We start from the raw sequence: 17,462 nt of genomic DNA on the forward strand, positions 1-17,462 counted from the left end.
ACCCGCTGGATCGCCGCGCTGGCCTTCCTGGTGGTGGCGGGTCTGATCGCCGGCATCGCTTGGCTGCTGCGGCCCCAGGCGGAGAGTTCCGCGGTGCCGTCCGCGACCCCGCAGCAGGCGGTCGCCGGCTATCTCGACGCCCTGATCGCCGCCGACGCCGACCGGGCGCTGGAATACGCGCTGAACCGGCCCACCGACACCAAGTTGCTCACCCACGACGTCCTCGCCGAGTCGCAGCGCCTGGCCCCGCTGAGCGTGGTCAACGTGCCGGAGGCCAACGGCGGCGAAACCGTGTCAGTGCCCGCCGAGGTGAAGTTCGGCGAGAAGGCCGCCACTCTCACCTTCTCCACCACCCACACCGAGGCCGGGTGGCGACTCGCGCAGGTCACCTCCACGATCGACCCGGGGCCGCTGCCCAGCGAACTGCGGGCCACCCTGAACGGGCAGGCGCTGACCGACCCGGCACACCTGGAGGTCTTCCCCGGCACCTACGTGTTCGCCGAGAAGCTGCGACAACTCGACTTCGACGGCAACCGGGTGACGGTGGACGCCGTCGGCGACGACGTCCGGGCCGGGCTGAGCCCGGTGCTCACCGCGGCGGGCCAGAAGCAGGCCAACGCGACGGCGGCCGCCGCACTGAAGAAGTGCCTGGCCAAGCGCGATCCGGCCCCGAAGGGCTGCCCGAACAGCGTCACCATCGAGAAGGGCCAGAAGGTCGACACCAAGTCGATCAAGTGGACCCTGGTCGGCGACCCGTGGAAGAACGCCACCTACACCCTCGATGTGGCCGAACCGACCAAGGCCCGCGCTGCCACCAAGCTGAAGTTCCGGTTCCGCTGCACCTTGACCCAGAACGGCGAGAAGTACCAGGTGGATCAGTCGCTGCCGGCCGTCGACGTGCGCTACGTGGTGTCGGTGACCAACGCCAAGGAGCCGGTTGTCTGGCAACGGATCAGCTGACGACCCCACGCCCGACCGGGCCGTCGTGCTGGGCGGCGGCGGACTCACCGGAATGGCTTGGCTGCGCGGTGTCCTGGAGGAACTACCGGACGTGCTGGGCGGCGCCGAGCGGGTGATCGGCACCTCTGCGGGTGCTCTGCTCGCCACCCGGCTGCTCGCCGGCGGCGACGCCGAGGGCCTGCGCGATCACATCGCCGAGCTGGCCGGCGTCCGGGTCGGAACGGCCGCCGGGCTGCGGCTGCTGGCCGCCCAGCTGTGGCCCAGTCGTCGGCACGCCCTGCGCTGGCTAGGACGCGGCGCCGGCCGTCCGGTGGCACTGGGTGAGGCGGAGTTCGTCGACCTGGTCGCCCGGGCGATCGGCACCACCAGTTGGCCCGCGGCGCTGATCGTGGTGGCGGTGGACGCCGTCGCCGGCCGTCCGGCCTATTTCACGCCCCGTTCGCAGGTCGAACCGGCCCGGGCGGTCGCCGCCAGCTGCGCGCTGCCGGGCGTGCTGCCGGCCGTCACGATCGAGGGCCGGCCGTTCCTGGACGGCGGCCTGCGCTCGCCGGCCAACGCCGATCTGGCGTCCGGTTGCGGGCGGGTGCTGATCCTGGCGCCGCAGGGACGGTCGGTGCGTGGCGTGCGGCGTCCGGGTCATCAGGCGGCCCGGCTGCGGGCCGACGGCGCCGAGGTCGTGCCGATCGCCGACGACCGTCCCGGGCTCGACGCGATGTCAGAGGCGGGTCTGGCGGGCGCTCGGGAACGCGGCCGGTACGCGGGCCGCAAGGCTGCCGCGGCCGTCCGCGAACTCTGGCACTAGGTCAGCGCACGCCGTCCGAGCTTGTGGTCACGATGCTGGGTCAGCCACAGCCGGTGGCAGGTGATCACCAACGTCAGCCAGGCAATGCCGAGGCACCAGGCGGCGAGCACGTCGGTCAGCCAGTGGTGTCCGAGGTAGACCCGCGACATGCCCATCGCGAAGGCGTACAGCGCGCCGATCGTCACGGTCGCCAACCGGGCGAGGGTGCTGGTCAGGTAGGCCAGCAGGACGTAGACGATGATGCCGGTGATCACCAGCGAGTTCAGTGAGTGCCCCGACGGAAAGGACGCCGACGTCTCCGGCGGCGGGATGGACAGCTCCAGCGGCGGCCGGGCCCGTCCGCTCAGCCGCTTGCCGACCACGGTCATGGTCAGCGATCCGGCGACCGCGATGACCATCAGCACCAGCGGCGTCCAGCGCCGCCAACGCAGCCACATCGCCAGCAGCACCGCGGCGGTGATCGGGGTCATCCACATCGTGCCGCCGGACGCGCTGAAGGTGGCGATCACCGCGTTCAGTTCCGGCGTCCGGACGCTGATCATCCAATCCAGCATCGGCTGGTCGATCAGGGCGACGCTGTTCCCAGCCGTCACCGCCTCGTAGATCTCGCCGGCGGCCCAGGTGGCGGTGACCGCAACGACGGCGGCTGCGGCGAGCAGCACCAGCGCCGCAGCCTCGACGTTGCGCAGCCGCTCGCTGAGCGCGCCGAACATTGCCTGCAGCCAGCGTCCGACCGGGGTGCGCCAGGTGGTGAGGTCGCGGTCGCCGATGGTGTGCTCGGGTTCGACCGGCAACGTGGGAGGGGGCATCGGCCAAGTCTGCCAGGAGACAGCGGCGTAGCCCCACGCCCGAACGGCGGTGTGCCGGGGTCGTGGCCAGCCGCCGAGCCCTGCCTACGAGGCAGTCGCCCTTGCCTTCAGTGCCGCCTCGCTCAGATCTCGGGCATGGGCATCGAGCACGTCGCCGATCTCATCGGCCAGCGTTCGGCCGGCGGGTTCGCCGGCCGAGTCGCTCTGCAGCAGCGTGGCGAGGCTCCGGCGCAGGATCGACAGCCGATCGGACGCCGGCTGCGGCGAGATGCCGTGGGTTTGGATCGTGAAGTAGCCGACCAGGACGAGCTCGATGGCGCTCGCCTGGTCCTCCAGCGACCAGTCGGTTCGGACGGTGCCGTGCCGCCGCCAGACCGGGAGGAGCCGGCGCAGCACCGCGGCAGCGCCGTGCTCGGCGGCGACGGCATGGGCGCGGGGGTCGTCCAGGAGTGCGCCGAGCACGTCGTTGTCCGCGATCTGCAGGGCGCGGACGAGGGGATGCGCCAGCCAGGCCTCGGCGACCGCCGGGCAGAGCTCCTCGGCCCGGGCCAGCCCGGTCTCGACCCGGACGCGGGCCGCCAGGCCCCGCAGCAGCTCGGCGAGATTGAGGGCGATCAGCTCCAAGAAGAGGTCTTCCTTCGCACGCCAGTACAGATAGGGGGTGCCCTTGCCGACGTGGGCGCGCTGAGCGACCGCGGCCATCGTCACACCCTTGAAGCCCTGCTTGACGACAAGTTCTTCCGCGGCGGCAAGCACCTTCGCGGTCCGGGGGCTCGGCTGCGCTTCGGTCACGCTGCTGGTCATGGCCCAAGCCTCGCTCACGCGAAGTCTGCGGCCAAGTCGCCGTTGCGCAGCTGGAAGCTCTTCGACCGCATCATCAGCTTCATCAGCAGGGGAAATCTGAACATGAACCGGCGCAGCGCGATGGTGAAGGTCTGCTTCCGCTGCTCCTGCGGAGAGGTCTGGGTGAACAGCTCACGCATCGGGTAGGCCGACTTCTGGAAGTCGGCGATCGCGGGACGGAGGGTCTCCTCCCACTTCGACAGTGCGGTCTCCAGATCGTCGGGGTACTTGGCGAGTGCGAGGCCGAGGGCGTCCGCGCCGGCCAGCCCGGAGGTGGCGCCCATCCCCGAGTACAACGTGGGGCACCAGGCGGCGTCGCCGAGCAGCACGACGCGTCCGTCATGCCAGTGATCCACCGTGACCTGCTCGACCGAGTCGAACAGGAACTCGTCGGTGTTCTCCAGATGCTCGATGGCCGCACCCATCAGGTCACCCAACGGCTCGGGGCCGTAGACCTGACGCAGTCGCTGCGCCACGCCGACCTGCTTCGCCCGGGCGCGCTCGGCGTCCACATCGTCGGCGTGGTACGAGAACAACACCGTGGGTGCATGGTCGGCGAACGGGAACACCCAGAACGACCGCCCGGGCTCGGAGAGGATCGCGCCCTCCTGCTGCTTCAGGCCCGGCAGCGATTCGGGGAGTTCGAAGGCGCAGATCATGAACCCGAGCCGGTTGAGGTAGTTCTCGTGGGGGCCCCAGGCCAGTTGCCGCACGGTCGAGCGGATGCCGTCCGCGCCGACGACGAGGTCGAACCGTTCCACGGCCGACTCCCCGGTCTGGGTGTTCAACAGGGTGACCGCCACGCCTTCGCCGTCCTGGGTGAGGGCGGTGGGTGTGGTCGAGAACCGGATGGCCACCTGGTCGGGCAGCGCATCGAACGCGGAGCGCTCGACGTCGCCGCGCAGCATCATCCAGGGACCGTTGGGCACGTCCTGGAAGCCCAGGCCCGGCCTGCGGTTGGCCGCCCGATCGACCAGGTAGGTGTGCGCGCGGTCGGGGACGCGGTTGCGGATGCCCTGGAGGCCGATCCGGTTCGCGGCGGTGCGGCCGCAGCCGAACATGGCGATGAAGTAGCCGCCGCGGCGACGCTGTGCTGCTCGCTCGATCACGACCGGCTGCCAGCCCGCCTTGGCCAGCGCGGACGCGGCGGCCAGCCCGGCGATGCCCGCGCCGACGATCAGTGCCCTGCGTGTGTCACTCGATGCCTGTGTCATGTCTCCAGTGTAGAACCAACTGACCAAAATGCCCAACTGGTCAGTCAGTCACGAGGAACTCCCGCGTGGCGAGGGATTGTGTCAGGCTGTCCGGCAGTGGGTGTCGCGGTCGGCAGGGTCGCCGAAGCGCGATCGCCGACCTCCGCCGACCTGTGAGGAGACGACATGTTCCGCAAGATCCTGGTGGCCAATCGGGGCGAGATCGCCGTCCGGGCGTTCCGCGCCGCAACCGAGCTGGGCATCGGCACCGTGGCCGTCTTCCCCTACGAGGACCGGCTCGCCGAATACCGGTTGAAGGCCGACGAGAGCTACCAGATCGGTGAGGTCGGGCACCCGGTGCGGGCCTACCTCGACGCCGACGGCATCATCGCGGCCGCGCTGGACGCCGGGGCCGACGCGATCTACCCCGGCTACGGCTTCCTCAGCGAGAACGCCGGCTTCGCCCAGGCCTGCGCCGACAACGGCATCACCTTCATCGGTCCGGGTCGCGAAATCCTGGAACTGACCGGTGACAAGGCCAAAGCCATCGCCGCCGCGCGCGAGGCGGGGCTGCCGACGCTGCGTGGTGCGGACGCCTCGGACGACATTCCCACCCTGCTGGCCGCGGCCGAGCAGATCGGCTACCCGGTCTTCGTCAAGGCGGTCTCCGGCGGCGGCGGACGCGGCATGCGCCGGGTGGATGACCCAAAGACCCTCGAGCCGGCCCTGGTCGAGGCGATGCGCGAGGCGCAGGCCGCGTTCGGCGACGCCCGGATGTACCTGGAAGAGGCGGTGATCAGCCCGCGGCACATCGAGGTGCAAATCCTGGCCGACCACACCGGCCAGGTGATCCACCTGTTCGAGCGGGACTGCTCGGTGCAGCGCCGGCACCAGAAGGTCGTCGAACTGGCGCCGGCACCCAATCTCGACCCGGCCCTGCGGGACGCGATCTGCGCCGACGCGGTGAAGTTCTGCCGGCACATCGGCTACACCAACGCCGGCACGGTCGAGTTCCTGCTCGGTGCGGACGGCCGCTACGTGTTCATCGAGATGAACCCGCGGATCCAGGTCGAACACACCGTCACCGAAGAGGTCACCGACGTCGACCTGGTGTCGTCCCAGATGCGGATCGCCGCCGGCGAATCGCTGGCCGACCTGGGCCTGCGGCAGGAGGACATCCAGGTGCGTGGCCAGGCGCTGCAGTGCCGGGTGACCACCGAGGATCCCGCCAACGGCTTCCGGCCCGACACCGGCCGGATCTCGGTCTACCGCAGCCCCGGCGGCGCCGGCGTCCGGCTGGACGGCGGCGTGGTCTTCGGCGGCTCCGAGGTGGGCGCCCACTTCGACTCGATGCTGGTCAAGCTGACCTGCCGCGGACGCGACCTGCGGGCGGCCGCCCGGCGCGCTTACCGGGCGCTGAACGAGTTCCGGATCCGAGGCATCTCGACCAACATCGGCTTCCTCGAGGCGGTGATCTCCGACCCCGACTTCCTGGCCGGACGCGCCACCACGTCCTTCATCGACGAACGTCCGCAGTTGCTCACCCAGCGGATCCCGGCCGACCGGGGCACCAAGCTGCTCAAATACCTGGCCGGTGTCGCGGTCAACAAGCCCAACGGCGAGTGCCGCACCACCTTGATCGCCCGCGACAAGCTGCCGGCACTGACCAAGCAGGAGCTGCAGGCGCCGCCGCCGTCCGGTTCGAAGCAGCTGCTGCTGGAGGAGGGTCCGGAACGCTTCGCCCAGGCGCTGCGCAATCAGACCGCCGTCGCCGTCACCGACACCACCTTCCGCGACGCCCACCAGTCGCTGCTGGCCACCCGGGTGCGTACCCGTGACCTGCTGCACGTCGCACCGCACATCGCCCGGATGCTGCCGCAGCTGTTCTCGATGGAGTCCTGGGGTGGTGCCACCTACGACGTCACGCTGCGCTTCCTGAAGGAGGATCCGTGGCAGCGGCTGGCGAAGTTCGCCGAGGCGATGCCGAACATTCCGCAGCAGATGCTGCTGCGTGGCCGCAACACAGTCGGCTATACGCCCTACCCGCTCAAGGTGACCCAGGCGTTCGTCCATGAGGCGGCGCGCACCGGCTGCGACATCTTCCGGATCTTCGACGCGCTGAACAACATCGACCAGATCCGGCCGGCGATCGAGGCGGTGCGCGAGACCGACCACGGCGTCGCCGAGGCCGCGCTGTGCTACACCGGCAACCTCACCTCGCCGGGCGAGAAGCTGTACACCCTCGACTACTACCTGCGGTTCGCCGAGCAGTTGGTCGACGCGGGCGCGCACATTCTGGCGATCAAGGACATGGCCGGCCTGCTGCGTGCCCCGGCGGCGGCGAAGCTCGTCCGGGCGCTGCGGGAGCGGTTCGACCTGCCGGTGCACTTGCACACCCACGACACCGCCGGCGGCCAGCTGGCCACCCTGATCGCCGCCATCGACGCCGGGGTGGACGCGGTGGACGTCGCCTGCGCCGCCTGGGCCGGCACCACGTCCCAGGTGTCGATGTCGGCGCTGGTGGCTGCCACCGACGACACCGAGCGGGCCACCGGGCTGTCGCTGCAGGTGGTCACCGACCTGGAGCCGTACTTCGAGGCCGTCCGGTTGCTCTACGCGCCGTTCGAGTCCGGCCTGCCCGGCCCGACCGGACGCGTCTACAACCACGAGATTCCCGGCGGTCAGCTGTCGAACCTCCGCCAGCAGGCGATCGCGCTGGGGTTGGGCCACCGGTTCGAGGACATCGAGAACATGTACGCCGCGGCCAACCGGATCCTCGGCAACATCGTCAAGGTGACGCCGTCGTCCAAGGTGGTCGGCGACCTGGCGCTGGCCCTGGTCGGGGCCAACGCCGACCCGGACGACTTCGAGGCCAACCCCGGCCGCTACGACATTCCGGCCTCGGTGATCGGCTTCCTGAGCGGCGAGCTGGGTGACCCGCCCGGCGGCTGGCCCGAACCGTTCCGCACCAAGGCGCTGGCCGGCCGCACCGTGAAACCGGTCGAGACCGAACTCTCCGCCGAAGATGCCGAGGCGCTGGAGAGCGAGCCGCGGCGCACCCTGAACCGGCTGCTGTTCCCCGGACCGACCCGTGACTACGAGGACGCCGTCGACGAGTTCTCGGAGCTGTCGGTGCTGTCCACCCGCGAGTTCCTGCACGGCCTGGCCGTGCACCAGGAGCACGAGGTCGAGTTGGAGCGCGGCAAGAAGCTGCTGCTCGGCCTGGAGGCGATCGGGGAACCGGACGCCCGCGGCTACCGCCAGGTGGTCTGCACCATCAACGGCCAGATCCGGGTGGTGTCGGTGCGCGACCATGCGATCAAGTCCGAAGTGGCGCTCGCCGAGAAGGCCGATACCGGCAATCCGGGACATGTGGCGGCGCCGTTCTCGGGTGTGGTCACCCTGACCGTGGCCATCGGCGACACGGTCGAGGCCGGCCAGGGTGTGGCGACCATCGAGGCGATGAAGATGGAGGCGGCGATCACCGCGCCCACCGCCGGCACCGTGCAGCGGCTGGCCATCGGGCCCGCCCAGGCGGTGGAGGGCGGCGACCTGCTGGTGGTGATCGGCTGACCCGGAAGCGGGGCCCGTTCGTCGACCGCTGTTCACCTGGTTGTCATCTTCGGCTGCGAGAGTCCAACTCTCGTCCGACCAAGGAGGGTTCGATGGCAATCAACTCGGTGCTCTTCGTGTGTGTCAGCAACGCCGGTCGTTCACAAATGGCGGCAGGCTTCCTGACCCAGCTCAGCGGCGGCTCGATCGCCGTCGAATCCGCCGGTACGGAACCGGCGGACGCCCTCAACCCCGCCGTCATCGCCGCGATGCTCGAAGAGGGCGTCGACCTGCGCGACGAGGAGCCGAAGGCGGTCAGCCCCGACATGCTCTGGCAGGCCGACAAGGTGATCACCCTCGGCGTCGACCTGCGTCCGCTCAGCGGCGGTGTCCGGTTCGACGACTGGGACCTACCCGAATCCGGCGGGCTTCAGCTGGCCGAGCTCCGGCCGATCCGCGACGCGATCAAGGCCCGGGTGCTGACCCTGCTGGCCGAGTTCAACGCGCCGGCCGCCGCCTGAGCGAACGGGGTTACCGCTCCGCTGACGCTTCGGATTTGGCAGGCTCACGTCCGCCGACCAGCTTCAGGCCGATCATCGCCGCCACCAGCCCGGTGAGCAGCAACACCCGGACGGGGCCCAGCGGGTCACCGAACGCGAACGCCCCGATCAGCACCGTGCCGACCGCACCGATGCCCGTCCAGATCGCGTAGGCGAGCCCCAGCGGGATCGTCTTGATCGCCTTAGCGAGGCATTCGAAGCCGGCGATGGCGCAGACCAGGAACACCCACAGGAACTGCGAGTTCTGCTGTTCGAGCTTGAGCGCGGTGGTCATGCCGATCTCGAACGCGCCGGCCACCAGCAGCCAGAGCCAGCCGTTCATTCCCTGCCGCTTCATCCCAGCACCTTCAAGCCGATGATCATCGCCACCACGACGCCGAGCAGGCCCAGCGTGGCCGGCTTCAGCCGTTCGCCGAAGGCCAACGCTCCGACCAGCACGGTGCCGACGGCACCGATCCCCGTCCACACCGCGTAGGCGGTGCCGAGCGGGATCGTTTCCATCGCCTCGGACAGCAGGGTGAAGCTGATGCCGGCGCAGATCAGGAACGGGACGATGAACCACTTGCTGCGTTCCTCGAGCTTCAGACAGGTGGTGAAGCCCACCTCGAAGACACCGGCCGCCACCAGGGTGACCCAGGGATCCATCTCCCCACCTCCTATTTCGCACGGATGTGCTGAAACATCTTTATAACACAGTCGTGCGACATCTGACAATTTCGCACAGGTGTGCTACAACTGGCGCATGCCTCGGGTGGTGGATCATCGGCAACGCCGTGATGAGCTGGTCGACGCGGTCTGGCAACTGATCATCGAGCACGGCCTGCCCGGCGCCACCATTCGTGCGGTGGCCGAGCGCAGCGGCTGGTCGAGTGGGGCGGTGCGGCATTACCTGCCCACCCGCGAGGCGATTCTGGACGCCGCCGCACAGCGGGTCGGTGCGGTGATCGAGCAGCGGGTGCGGGCGGTCGATCCGTCGGCGCCGCCGCTGGAGGTGCTGGCCGGCATCCTGATCGCGGTGCTGCCCACCGACGAGTCGAGCCGGCGGGCGTCCGAGGTGTGGCTGGCCTTCGTCGGCCAGGCGGTCAGCGACCGTGCGATCGCCGACGCCCAGGGCATCCTGTACCGCGACCTGAACCAGCTGCTGGTCGAGGTACTGACGCAGGTGACGACCCTCGGTTACGAAGTGGACGGCGGCCCGGACGCCGCGGCCGCCGAACTGCAGGCGCTGGTCGACGGGCTCACCGTGCACGTCCTGCTCGGACGGGTCGAACCCGTCCGAGCCGAGGACGTGCTGCGGGCGGCGGTGCGCCGCCTGGTGGTGTCCGCTACTTGACGGTGATCTTGTAGGACTTCGAGCTGGCCTTGACCTTGTCGGTGCCGGCGTACTTGATCGTCAGGGTGTGCTTGCCCTTCTTCAGCTTGGGCAGCTTGATCTTGATCACACCCTTGTTCTTGCTGGCCAGCTTGCCCTTGGCGATGGTCTTGCTGCCGTCGAGGATGTTCACGGTGCCGGTCGGCTTCGAGGTCGCCGAGGTGCTCACCGTCACCTTGGCGGTGCCCTTCGACTTCTTCTTCTTGGTCTTCGAGTCGAACGACGCCTTCACCTTCGAGCTGAACTTCACCACGGTGAAGTGCACGTACTTCGAGGCCAGCGTGCCGCCGTCGTTGCCGGCCAGCAGCCGCACCCAGTAGGTGGTCGGGTTGTCGTTCGGCGCAAGCGTGGACGGCACGGTGAGCTTCACCGAGAACGAGCCGGACGCGTTGGGCAGGTTGGCCGCCTTCTTGGTGGTCACCGTGCCCGAGCTGTCGAGCGTGCCGTCCGGCTTGCCGGAGGTGAACTTCAGCTCGCCGTCGTTGATCTTGTAGGCGAGGAAGCCGCCGGAGGGACGCTGATCGAAGCCGGTGCCCTTGATGGTGATCGTGCCGCCCGGGGTCACCTCGACCTTCGAGATGGTCAGGGTGCCGTTACCGGCCTCGGGTCGCGGTGCCGCTACCGCGCTCTGCTGCGGCAGCAGGCCGCCGCCGAGCAGCGCGATGGCCGCCCCGGTCGCCACCAGCCGCGTCGCCCACCGGCCGAGACCCGGACGGGTCACGCTGTTGGTCGTCATTTCTCCTCCTCGCTCACAACCCCCCGATAGGGGAAACTTAGGTAAGCCTAACCATCAGCAGCTGGCCGGAGCGGCGAGTTCCGGAGAATGTCTCACCCGGAGCGGTCAGCCGGCGGCTTCCCGCTGCCATAGCGGATCACGTCCGATGAAGGCGATGAAGCGCTGCTGCGCGGACGGGTTCGCGGGCACGCTCTGCTGGTCGCCGAACTGGCCCGAACTCCGGATCACCTCGGTCATCTGCTCCATGCCCGCCAGCATGTCGGCGCAGACAGCTTCGTCCAGGGTGTCGTCGACGCCCGCGGATCGGGCCAGGTCCCAGGTGTGCATGAAGATATCGGAGGTGTAGAACCGGTCGACCGCCTCGGTCAGGGTCAGCTCGCCGAACATCTGGCTGCGGTAGCTGCTGGTCGCGGTGACCGGGTCGTCCAGCAGGGCCTGGATGTCGGCGCGGCGAGCGTCCCAGGCGGCCGCCGGATCGGTGTCCAGGTTCGGGACGGCGGGCAGTGCGATGCCGGTGCCCGCCTCCAGGAAGCCGGGGAACCAGTCGATCAGGTGGGCCACCACGTCGCGGGCAGTCCACTCCTTGACCGGGGTCGGCGCCGTCCAATCGGTGACGGCGCCGACGACCTCGGCGAAGTGGGCCGCGTAGCTGCGGTGGCGTTCGGCTTCGGCGCTCATCGGGCCAGCAGTTCGTCGAGCTTGGCGTAGCCGTCGTTGACGCCGACCTCCATGCCCGAGGCGAGCCAGGCGTCCCGGCCCTCGAAGCTGTCGGTCAGCGAGGCGGCGTGCAGCCGCGTCCAGCCGTCGCCCAGGTCGGTCGCGGTCATCGTCTCCAGCGCGACGCCCTCGGGCATGCCCTCCCAGGTGAAGGTCTGCACGATGCGGTTCTCGCTGATCTCGTGGAAGCAGCCGCGGAAGGCCTGGACGTCGGCGTCGGTGCTGTCGGTGTAGCGCCAGCTGCCGCCGGTGCGGGCGTCCCAGTGGTCGATGGCGATGGTGCGGTAGTTGGGGCCGACCCACTGGGTGAACAGCTCCGGGTCCACGTGGGCGCGGATCACCTGGGCCGGGGTGGCCCGGAAATCGCGGGTGATGTGGATCACCGGGACGACAGGATCGGCTTCGATGGTGGCGGTGGTGAGGTGCTCGGTCATGATGGGTTCCCTTCTTCGGGTGCGGCCTCGGCGAGTGAGGCGAGGACGTTCTCCAGGCGTGAGTAGCGCTGCTCGGCCAGGCCGGCGTAGTGCTCGACCCAGTCGGTGAGCCGGCGCAGCGCGTCCGCCTCGAGATGGACGAGCCGGCGCTGGGCCTGGGGGCGCTTGGTGACCAGTCCGGCTGCCGCCAGCACGTTCAGATGCTTGGAGATCGCCTGGATGGTCATGTCGTACGGGGCGGCCAGCTCGCCGACCGTCGCGTCCCCGATCGCCAGCCGGGCGACCAGGTCGCGCCGGGTGGGATCGGACAGGGCCGCGAAGGCCGCATCGAGCTGATCCGTCATGGTTCTTCTCTCTTCAACCGGTTGGTTGAATAAACCGTACGACGGCGGCGAATCATTGTCAACCGTTCGGTTGAACAACCCTCAGATGTCGGCCAGGGCCTCGGTCGGGGAGGCCTTCGCGGCCCGGCGTCCGGGCAGTACGGACGCCAGCGCGGCGGCCAGGATGGCGACCACCACCATGCCCAGGGTGAGCGGCAGATCGACGACCAGCCGGACGTCGGCAGCGACCTGCTTGGCCAGTGCGGTGGCGCCCAGCCAGCCGAAGTAGATGCCGGCGACGACTCCGACGGCGACGCCGACGACGGCCAGCAGCAGCGCTTCGATCAGCAGCATCAGCCGTAGTGAACGGGCCTGCAGACCGAGTGCCCGCATCAGCGCCGACTCGCGGGTGCGCTCCAGCACCGACAACCCGAGGGTGTTGCTCACCCCGATCAGCGCGATCAGTACCGCGACGCCGAGCAGCGCGGTGGTGATGGCCAGCAGCACGTTCAGCACCGACTCCATCGCGACCGCCTCGATGATCGCCCCGGTCACCTCGTACTGCTCGCCGTTGGTCAGCTCCGAAACCGCGGTGGCGGCGGCCACGGCGTCGGCCCGGTTCGGCACCGACAGCCACAGCATGGCGTCCGGAACCACGGAGCCGAGCCGGTTGAGGTTCGCCGTCGACACCATCGCCTGGCCGAGCGGCACGATCGGCGATTTCACCACCTTCAGCCGCAGGCTGCCGGTGTGGCCCTTCAGGCCGACCTGCTGGCCGTCCTTCAACTCGTTCCAGTTGTCCGAGACGTAGATCTGGTCGTCGGCGATCACAGCCGGCGCGTCGGCCGCGACCGCGGCGGCGTCCGGACCGTAACCGAGCACGGTCATTCCCTGGTAGGAGTCGTCGGCAGCGCCGGTGAGGTCGGCGGATGCGGACGGCAGCGCCGCCGCGCCGTCCACCCCGGAGACCCTCCGCAGCTGACCGACCAGCTCGCCGGGCAGCGACTTGGTGGCGCCCCAGGTGCTGACCGAGATGTCCACCGGCCGTTGCCGGTCGATCTGGTCGAGCATGGTGGCGCGGGCACTCGCGGTACCGACCTGCAGGGTGACGATCAGCCCGACGGCCAGCATCAGCGCGGTGGCCGTGGTGGAGGCCCGCCGCGGGTTCCGGACGGCGTTCTGCGCCGCCAGCCGCGGGGTGACCCCGAAGCCGCGCACGAGCAGGCCGACCAGCCGCAACAGGCCCGGCACGAACAGCGGAGCACCGAACAGGACTCCGATCGCCACCAGCGCACTGCCCGCGATCGCTATCTGCAGCGCGGCGCCGGTGCTCAGGCCGAGCACACCGGCGGCGACGCCGCCGACCACCAGCAGCCCGCAGATCACGCCGCGGACGATGCCCGCCCGGCGCTTCTCGTCGGAGGCCGGCTCGGGCTGCAGCGCCTCCAGCGGCCGGACCCGGGTGCCGCGCAGCACCGGCAGGACGGCGGCCAGCACGGTGATCGCCACGCCCACGCCGAAGGCGACCGAGAGATCGACGGCGGGCAGGGCGAGCCCCCAGAACAGCGAGCCGGTCAGCGACGATCCGATCGCCGCCAGTCCGGCACCGGCCAACAAGCCCAGCGCCGAGCCGATCACGCCCAGGGTGAGCGCTTCGAGCAGGTACCGCCGCCGGATCTGGGCACCGCTGGCCCCGACCGCGCGGAGCAGCCCGATCTGCCGGCGGCGCTGCGCCAGCAGAATGGTGAAGGTGTTGGCGATGGTGATCATGCCTACCACAGCGGCGATCGCCGCGAACGCCCAGAGCAGGTTGCGGAAGGCGTCGAACTCACCGGTCAGCTTCTTCAGCGACTCGGCGCGCACCTGCTCGGCCGGTTGCACCTCCACGTCGGAGACTTTGCCGAGCGCGGCGCTGACGGTCTGGGCCAGGGCGGCCGGGTCGGTGCCGGGTGAGGCCTTGACGATCCAGGTTTCGGCGTTCTGAGCCGGGTCGTCCCCCGACGCGGCGAAGGTGGCCGGCGCGACGTAGCCGGTCTGCAGGAACAGCGACTTCGGCTCGTCGGTGAGGCCGACCACGGTGAAGGTGACGTCGGCGTAGCCGGTCTCCAGCCGGTCGCCGATCCGCGCCTGCAGGCCGTTGGCGGCGTCCCGGCTCAACGCCAGTTCACCGGCGGCCTGTGGCCAGCGTCCTTCCATGATCCGCGACCAGCGCAACGGTTCGGACGGCAGCACGATTAGCCCGGTCAATGCCGTCGCGCGGCCGTTCCGCAGCGTGGTGGTCATACTCAGGCTGGGTTCGGCCGCTTCGGCTCCGGCGACACCGGTCAACGCCTTGGCGACGGCGGCCCGGTCGGCGTCCGGACCGAGGGTGACCACGACGTCCGCGGTCGAGATGGGTAGCGACTGGAGGCGTTGGAAGCCGTTGGTCTCAGTGGCGACCAGGATCGACGAGCCGGCCATGAAAGCCACGCTGATCGCGATGGCGATCACCGTGGCGACGAAGCGGGAGGGGTGGAACCGCAACTCCCGCAGCACCTGCCGCAGCATCAGGCACCCAGCTTCCGCATGGCGTCCAGCACAGTGTCGGAGTTCGGGGCGTCCAGGTCGTCGACGATCCGGCCGTCGGAGAGGATGACCGCCCGATCGGCGTAGGCGGCGGCGTTCGGGTCGTGGGTGACCATCACGATGGTCTGGCCCAGCTCACGGCTGGCCGAACGCAGATGGTCGAGCAGCTCGTGGCCGGTGCGCGAGTCGAGGGCGCCGGTCGGCTCGTCGGCGAACAGCACCTGCGGCTTGGTGATCAGGGCACGGGCGATCGCCACCCGCTGCTGCTGGCCGCCGGAGAGCTGGGAGGGCAGGTGACCGAGCCGGTCGGTGAGCTTCAGCGAGGCCACGATCGCGTCGAACTCGGACGCCTCGACGCGGCGTCCGGCCAGGTCGAGCGGCAGCAGGATGTTCTCCTTGGCGGTCAGCGTCGGCAGCAGGTTGAACGCCTGGAACACGAAACCGACCGAGTCGCGGCGCAGCTGGGTGAGCCGCCGGTCGTCCAGGCCGGTGATCTCGGTGCCGCCCAGCCAGATCTGCCCGGACGTCGAGGCGTCCAGCCCGGCGAGGCAGTGCATCAGGGTCGACTTGCCCGACCCGGACGGCCCCATGATCGCGGTGAACGAGCCGCGGCGCAGCGCCAGATCGACGCCGGCCAAGGCGTGCACCTGGGCGTCACCGGTGCCGTAGGTCTTGGTCAGGCCCACGGCGCGGGCGATGACATCCGTAGTGGGAGCGGGCAAAGTCGCGGTCATGCGGCAACCCTAGGTGTCAGCTGTGAACCACCGAATGGCGACCGGGCGAGAGTGGGGGTAGTGCTGGCACTACCGTCGAGCACTCGTTGCGCGGCCTCAGATCCAGCCGTTGTCCAGCGCGGTGCGGATCGCCTCGGCGCGGTTGCGGGCGCCGAGCTTGCCGATCGCGGCACTCAGGTAGTTGCGCACGGTGCCCTCGGAGAGGAACACGGCGGAGGCGATCTCGGCGGTGGCGGCGCCGCCGATGCTGGCGGCCAGCACCTGCGCCTCGCGTTCGGTCAGCGGCGACGCCCCCAGGCTCAGGCTCGCAGCGGCCAGTTCGGGGTCGACGTGCCGCAGGCCCTGACTGACCCGGCGGATTCCCTCCAGCAGCCGCTCGATCGGGGCATCCTTCACCATGAAGCCGAGCGCGCCGGCCTCCAGCGCGCGGCGCAGGTAGCCGGGCCGTCCGAACGTGGTCACCACCAGCACCCGGACGCCCGGCGCGGCGGCCAGCAGCGGTCCGATGGCGTCCAGGCCGTCCTCGCCGGCCAGCCCGCCGGTCGGCATTTGCACGTCGAGCAGCGCCACATCCGGCCGGGCGCGGGCGGCTGTCGCCACGGCGTCGGCGCAGGTACCGGCCTGACCGACCACCTCGAGGTCGTCCTCCAGGTCGAGGGTGGTGGCCAGCGCCGTCCGGATCATCTCCTGGTCGTCGGCCAGCAGCACGCGGATCATCGGGCTCCTTCCGTTGTCGGTGCGGCGAGTTGCACCCTCAGCACGGTGCCGGCGGACGAGGTGTGCACGTCGAAGCTGCCGCCGGCTTGTTCGACCCGGCCCTGCAGGCCGGCCAGTCCGCTGCCGTCGTGCGGGCCGGCGAACCCGGTGCCGTCGTCGGTGACGCTGACGTGGTCGGCGTCGGCCTCGATGGTGCAGATGGTCGCCCCAGAGTGCCGGACGACGTTGGTCACCGCCTCGCGCACCGCATAGCCGAGCAGTTCGCTGTCGGCGTCGCCGATCACCGGCAGCGCGACCGGTGCCCGGCACTCGATGCCGGCCGCGGTCAGCACCGAGCGGGCGGCGGCGATCTCGGACGCCAGCCGCACCTCACGCATGCCGGCCGCGGTGGCGCGGACATCCTTCAGCGACTGCCGGGCGATGGTGGCGATCTCGCCGATCTGGACGGCGGCCGCCCCCGGATCGCGGCTGGTCAGCCGCTGGGCCAGGTCGGCCTTGACGGCGATGGTGGTCAGTGAGTGGCCCAGGATGTCGTGCAGGTCTCGTCCGATCCGTTCCCGTTCGGCGGCGACGGCCAGCACAGCGGTGCGTTCCTCGGCCTTCCGCAGGGCAGAGCGGGCGGCGTCGTAGCGGATGCCGAGACCGACGGTGAGCGCCAGGGCCAGCCCCATCAGCACCATGACCACGCCGAACAGGTCGCCCTGCAGCAGTGAGAATCCGAGGCCGAGGACGGTGGCGGCGACCACCACGATCAGCGCGTGCCGCCAGGCGATCAGGGTGACTGCGGTGCAGGTGATCAGTGGCGCGAAGTAGAGCGGCCGCGACTCGGGGAACAGGCCCAGCGCCAGGATCGAGCTGATCAGCCCGGCCAGCCACAACCAGCGGGCCCACTCGGGCCAGTGCATGACCAGCGTGCTGCCGACGAAGAAGGTCACGATGACCAGGCAGTTCAGGGTCACCAGGGCGATCGTGGCGGGCCCGGCGTCCAGGGCGTAGGCGATCGGAATGAGCGCGAAGACGCAGCTGGGCAGGATGTAGCCGGCGCCCTGGGCGAATGCCCGCCGGTACCAGGGCAGGCCGCAGGCCCCGGGTACGAAGGCCGGGGCCTGCAGGCTGGTGTCGTCGGTCATGGCTGCGATGGGGTC

General features: G+C 70.1%; 18 protein-coding genes. 5 read left to right on the forward strand and 13 right to left on the reverse strand.

The annotated features are described in order from the left end of the window. Together QM624_RS09185 and QM624_RS09190 are read left to right on the forward strand one after the other, a co-directional pair. On the forward strand, positions 1–960 hold a 960-nt coding region (locus QM624_RS09185), incomplete at its 5' end, for a hypothetical protein (protein WP_415091028.1). Further along, positions 938–1,762 (forward strand): patatin-like phospholipase family protein, encoded by an 825-nt coding sequence (locus QM624_RS09190; protein WP_415091030.1) that lies wholly within the window; start codon positions 938–940, stop codon positions 1,760–1,762. The genes QM624_RS09185 and QM624_RS09190, both read left to right, overlap by 23 nt. On the opposite strand, the gene QM624_RS09195 is transcribed toward QM624_RS09190, so the two are convergent. The 3 genes from QM624_RS09195 to QM624_RS09205 all read right to left on the reverse strand — a co-directional run bounded on the left by QM624_RS09195 (position 1,759) and on the right by QM624_RS09205 (position 4,628). After that, positions 1,759–2,571, reverse strand: coding sequence for a phosphatase PAP2 family protein (locus tag QM624_RS09195; protein WP_415091032.1), 813 nt, complete (start codon positions 2,569–2,571; stop codon positions 1,759–1,761). The genes QM624_RS09190 and QM624_RS09195 overlap by 4 nt on opposite strands. Positions 2,572–2,655: 84 nt before the next feature. Then, positions 2,656–3,375, reverse strand: coding sequence for a TetR/AcrR family transcriptional regulator (locus QM624_RS09200; RefSeq protein WP_415091034.1), 720 nt, complete (start codon positions 3,373–3,375; stop codon positions 2,656–2,658). 14 nt (positions 3,376–3,389) lie between these two features. Further along, positions 3,390–4,628, reverse strand: coding sequence for an FAD-dependent monooxygenase (locus QM624_RS09205; RefSeq protein ID WP_415091036.1), 1,239 nt, complete (start codon positions 4,626–4,628; stop codon positions 3,390–3,392). A gap of 165 nt (positions 4,629–4,793) precedes the next feature. Between QM624_RS09205 and QM624_RS09210 the strand changes: the two genes are divergently transcribed. Together QM624_RS09210 and QM624_RS09215 are read left to right on the forward strand one after the other, a co-directional pair. Beyond that, positions 4,794–8,180 (forward strand): pyruvate carboxylase, encoded by a 3,387-nt coding sequence (locus QM624_RS09210; protein WP_415091038.1) that lies wholly within the window; start codon positions 4,794–4,796, stop codon positions 8,178–8,180. A gap of 92 nt (positions 8,181–8,272) precedes the next feature. Beyond that, complete coding sequence (locus QM624_RS09215) at positions 8,273–8,680, forward strand: low molecular weight phosphatase family protein (protein WP_415091040.1); 408 nt, start codon at positions 8,273–8,275, stop codon at positions 8,678–8,680. A 10-nt stretch (positions 8,681–8,690) separates the two neighbouring features. Here the strand turns inward: QM624_RS09215 and QM624_RS09220 are convergent, their stop codons facing one another. Together QM624_RS09220 and QM624_RS09225 are read right to left on the reverse strand one after the other, a co-directional pair. Then, positions 8,691–9,056: a DMT family transporter gene (locus QM624_RS09220; protein ID WP_415091042.1), complete on the reverse strand. Its 366-nt coding sequence runs from the start codon at positions 9,054–9,056 to the stop codon at positions 8,691–8,693. Next, complete coding sequence (locus QM624_RS09225) at positions 9,053–9,364, reverse strand: DMT family transporter (protein WP_415091044.1); 312 nt, start codon at positions 9,362–9,364, stop codon at positions 9,053–9,055. Before QM624_RS09225 ends, QM624_RS09220 begins: the two co-directional genes overlap by 4 nt. A 97-nt stretch (positions 9,365–9,461) precedes the next feature. Here QM624_RS09225 and QM624_RS09230 point away from each other — a divergent pair, with 97 nt between their 5' ends. After that, on the forward strand, positions 9,462–10,052 hold the full coding sequence (locus QM624_RS09230; RefSeq protein WP_415091046.1) for a TetR/AcrR family transcriptional regulator: 591 nt from the start codon (positions 9,462–9,464) through the stop codon (positions 10,050–10,052). Here the strand turns inward: QM624_RS09230 and QM624_RS09235 are convergent. From QM624_RS09235 to QM624_RS09270, 8 genes are all read right to left on the reverse strand, one after another. Continuing rightward, on the reverse strand, positions 10,045–10,827 hold the full coding sequence (locus QM624_RS09235) for an Ig-like domain repeat protein (RefSeq protein WP_415091048.1): 783 nt from the start codon (positions 10,825–10,827) through the stop codon (positions 10,045–10,047). The genes QM624_RS09230 and QM624_RS09235 overlap by 8 nt on opposite strands. A 105-nt stretch (positions 10,828–10,932) precedes the next feature. Beyond that, the gene (locus QM624_RS09240) at positions 10,933–11,505 is read right to left on the reverse strand and encodes a maleylpyruvate isomerase family mycothiol-dependent enzyme (RefSeq protein ID WP_415091050.1); all 573 of its coding nucleotides are present in this window, start codon (positions 11,503–11,505) and stop codon (positions 10,933–10,935) included. Beyond that, a complete protein-coding gene (locus QM624_RS09245) occupies positions 11,502–11,978 on the reverse strand; it encodes an SRPBCC domain-containing protein (protein WP_415091052.1) in 477 nt (158 codons plus the stop codon). Before QM624_RS09245 ends, QM624_RS09240 begins: the two co-directional genes overlap by 4 nt. Beyond that, positions 11,975–12,322, reverse strand: coding sequence for an ArsR/SmtB family transcription factor (locus tag QM624_RS09250; RefSeq protein WP_415091054.1), 348 nt, complete (start codon positions 12,320–12,322; stop codon positions 11,975–11,977). The genes QM624_RS09245 and QM624_RS09250 overlap by 4 nt, the downstream gene beginning before the upstream one ends. Positions 12,323–12,403: 81 nt before the next feature. Then, on the reverse strand, positions 12,404–14,848 hold the full coding sequence (locus QM624_RS09255; protein ID WP_415091056.1) for an FtsX-like permease family protein: 2,445 nt from the start codon (positions 14,846–14,848) through the stop codon (positions 12,404–12,406). Then, positions 14,848–15,600, reverse strand: coding sequence for an ABC transporter ATP-binding protein (locus tag QM624_RS09260; protein ID WP_415091058.1), 753 nt, complete (start codon positions 15,598–15,600; stop codon positions 14,848–14,850). The genes QM624_RS09255 and QM624_RS09260 overlap by 1 nt, the downstream gene beginning before the upstream one ends. A 96-nt stretch (positions 15,601–15,696) precedes the next feature. After that, the gene (locus tag QM624_RS09265) at positions 15,697–16,317 is read right to left on the reverse strand and encodes a response regulator (protein ID WP_415091060.1); all 621 of its coding nucleotides are present in this window, start codon (positions 16,315–16,317) and stop codon (positions 15,697–15,699) included. After that, complete coding sequence (locus tag QM624_RS09270; RefSeq protein WP_415091062.1) at positions 16,314–17,447, reverse strand: sensor histidine kinase; 1,134 nt, start codon at positions 17,445–17,447, stop codon at positions 16,314–16,316. Before QM624_RS09270 ends, QM624_RS09265 begins: the two co-directional genes overlap by 4 nt. Positions 17,448–17,462: the final 15 nt, after the last annotated feature.

The organism is Micropruina sp. (assembly GCF_047606365.1).
Taxonomy (GTDB): Bacteria; Actinomycetota; Actinomycetes; order Propionibacteriales; family Propionibacteriaceae; genus Micropruina.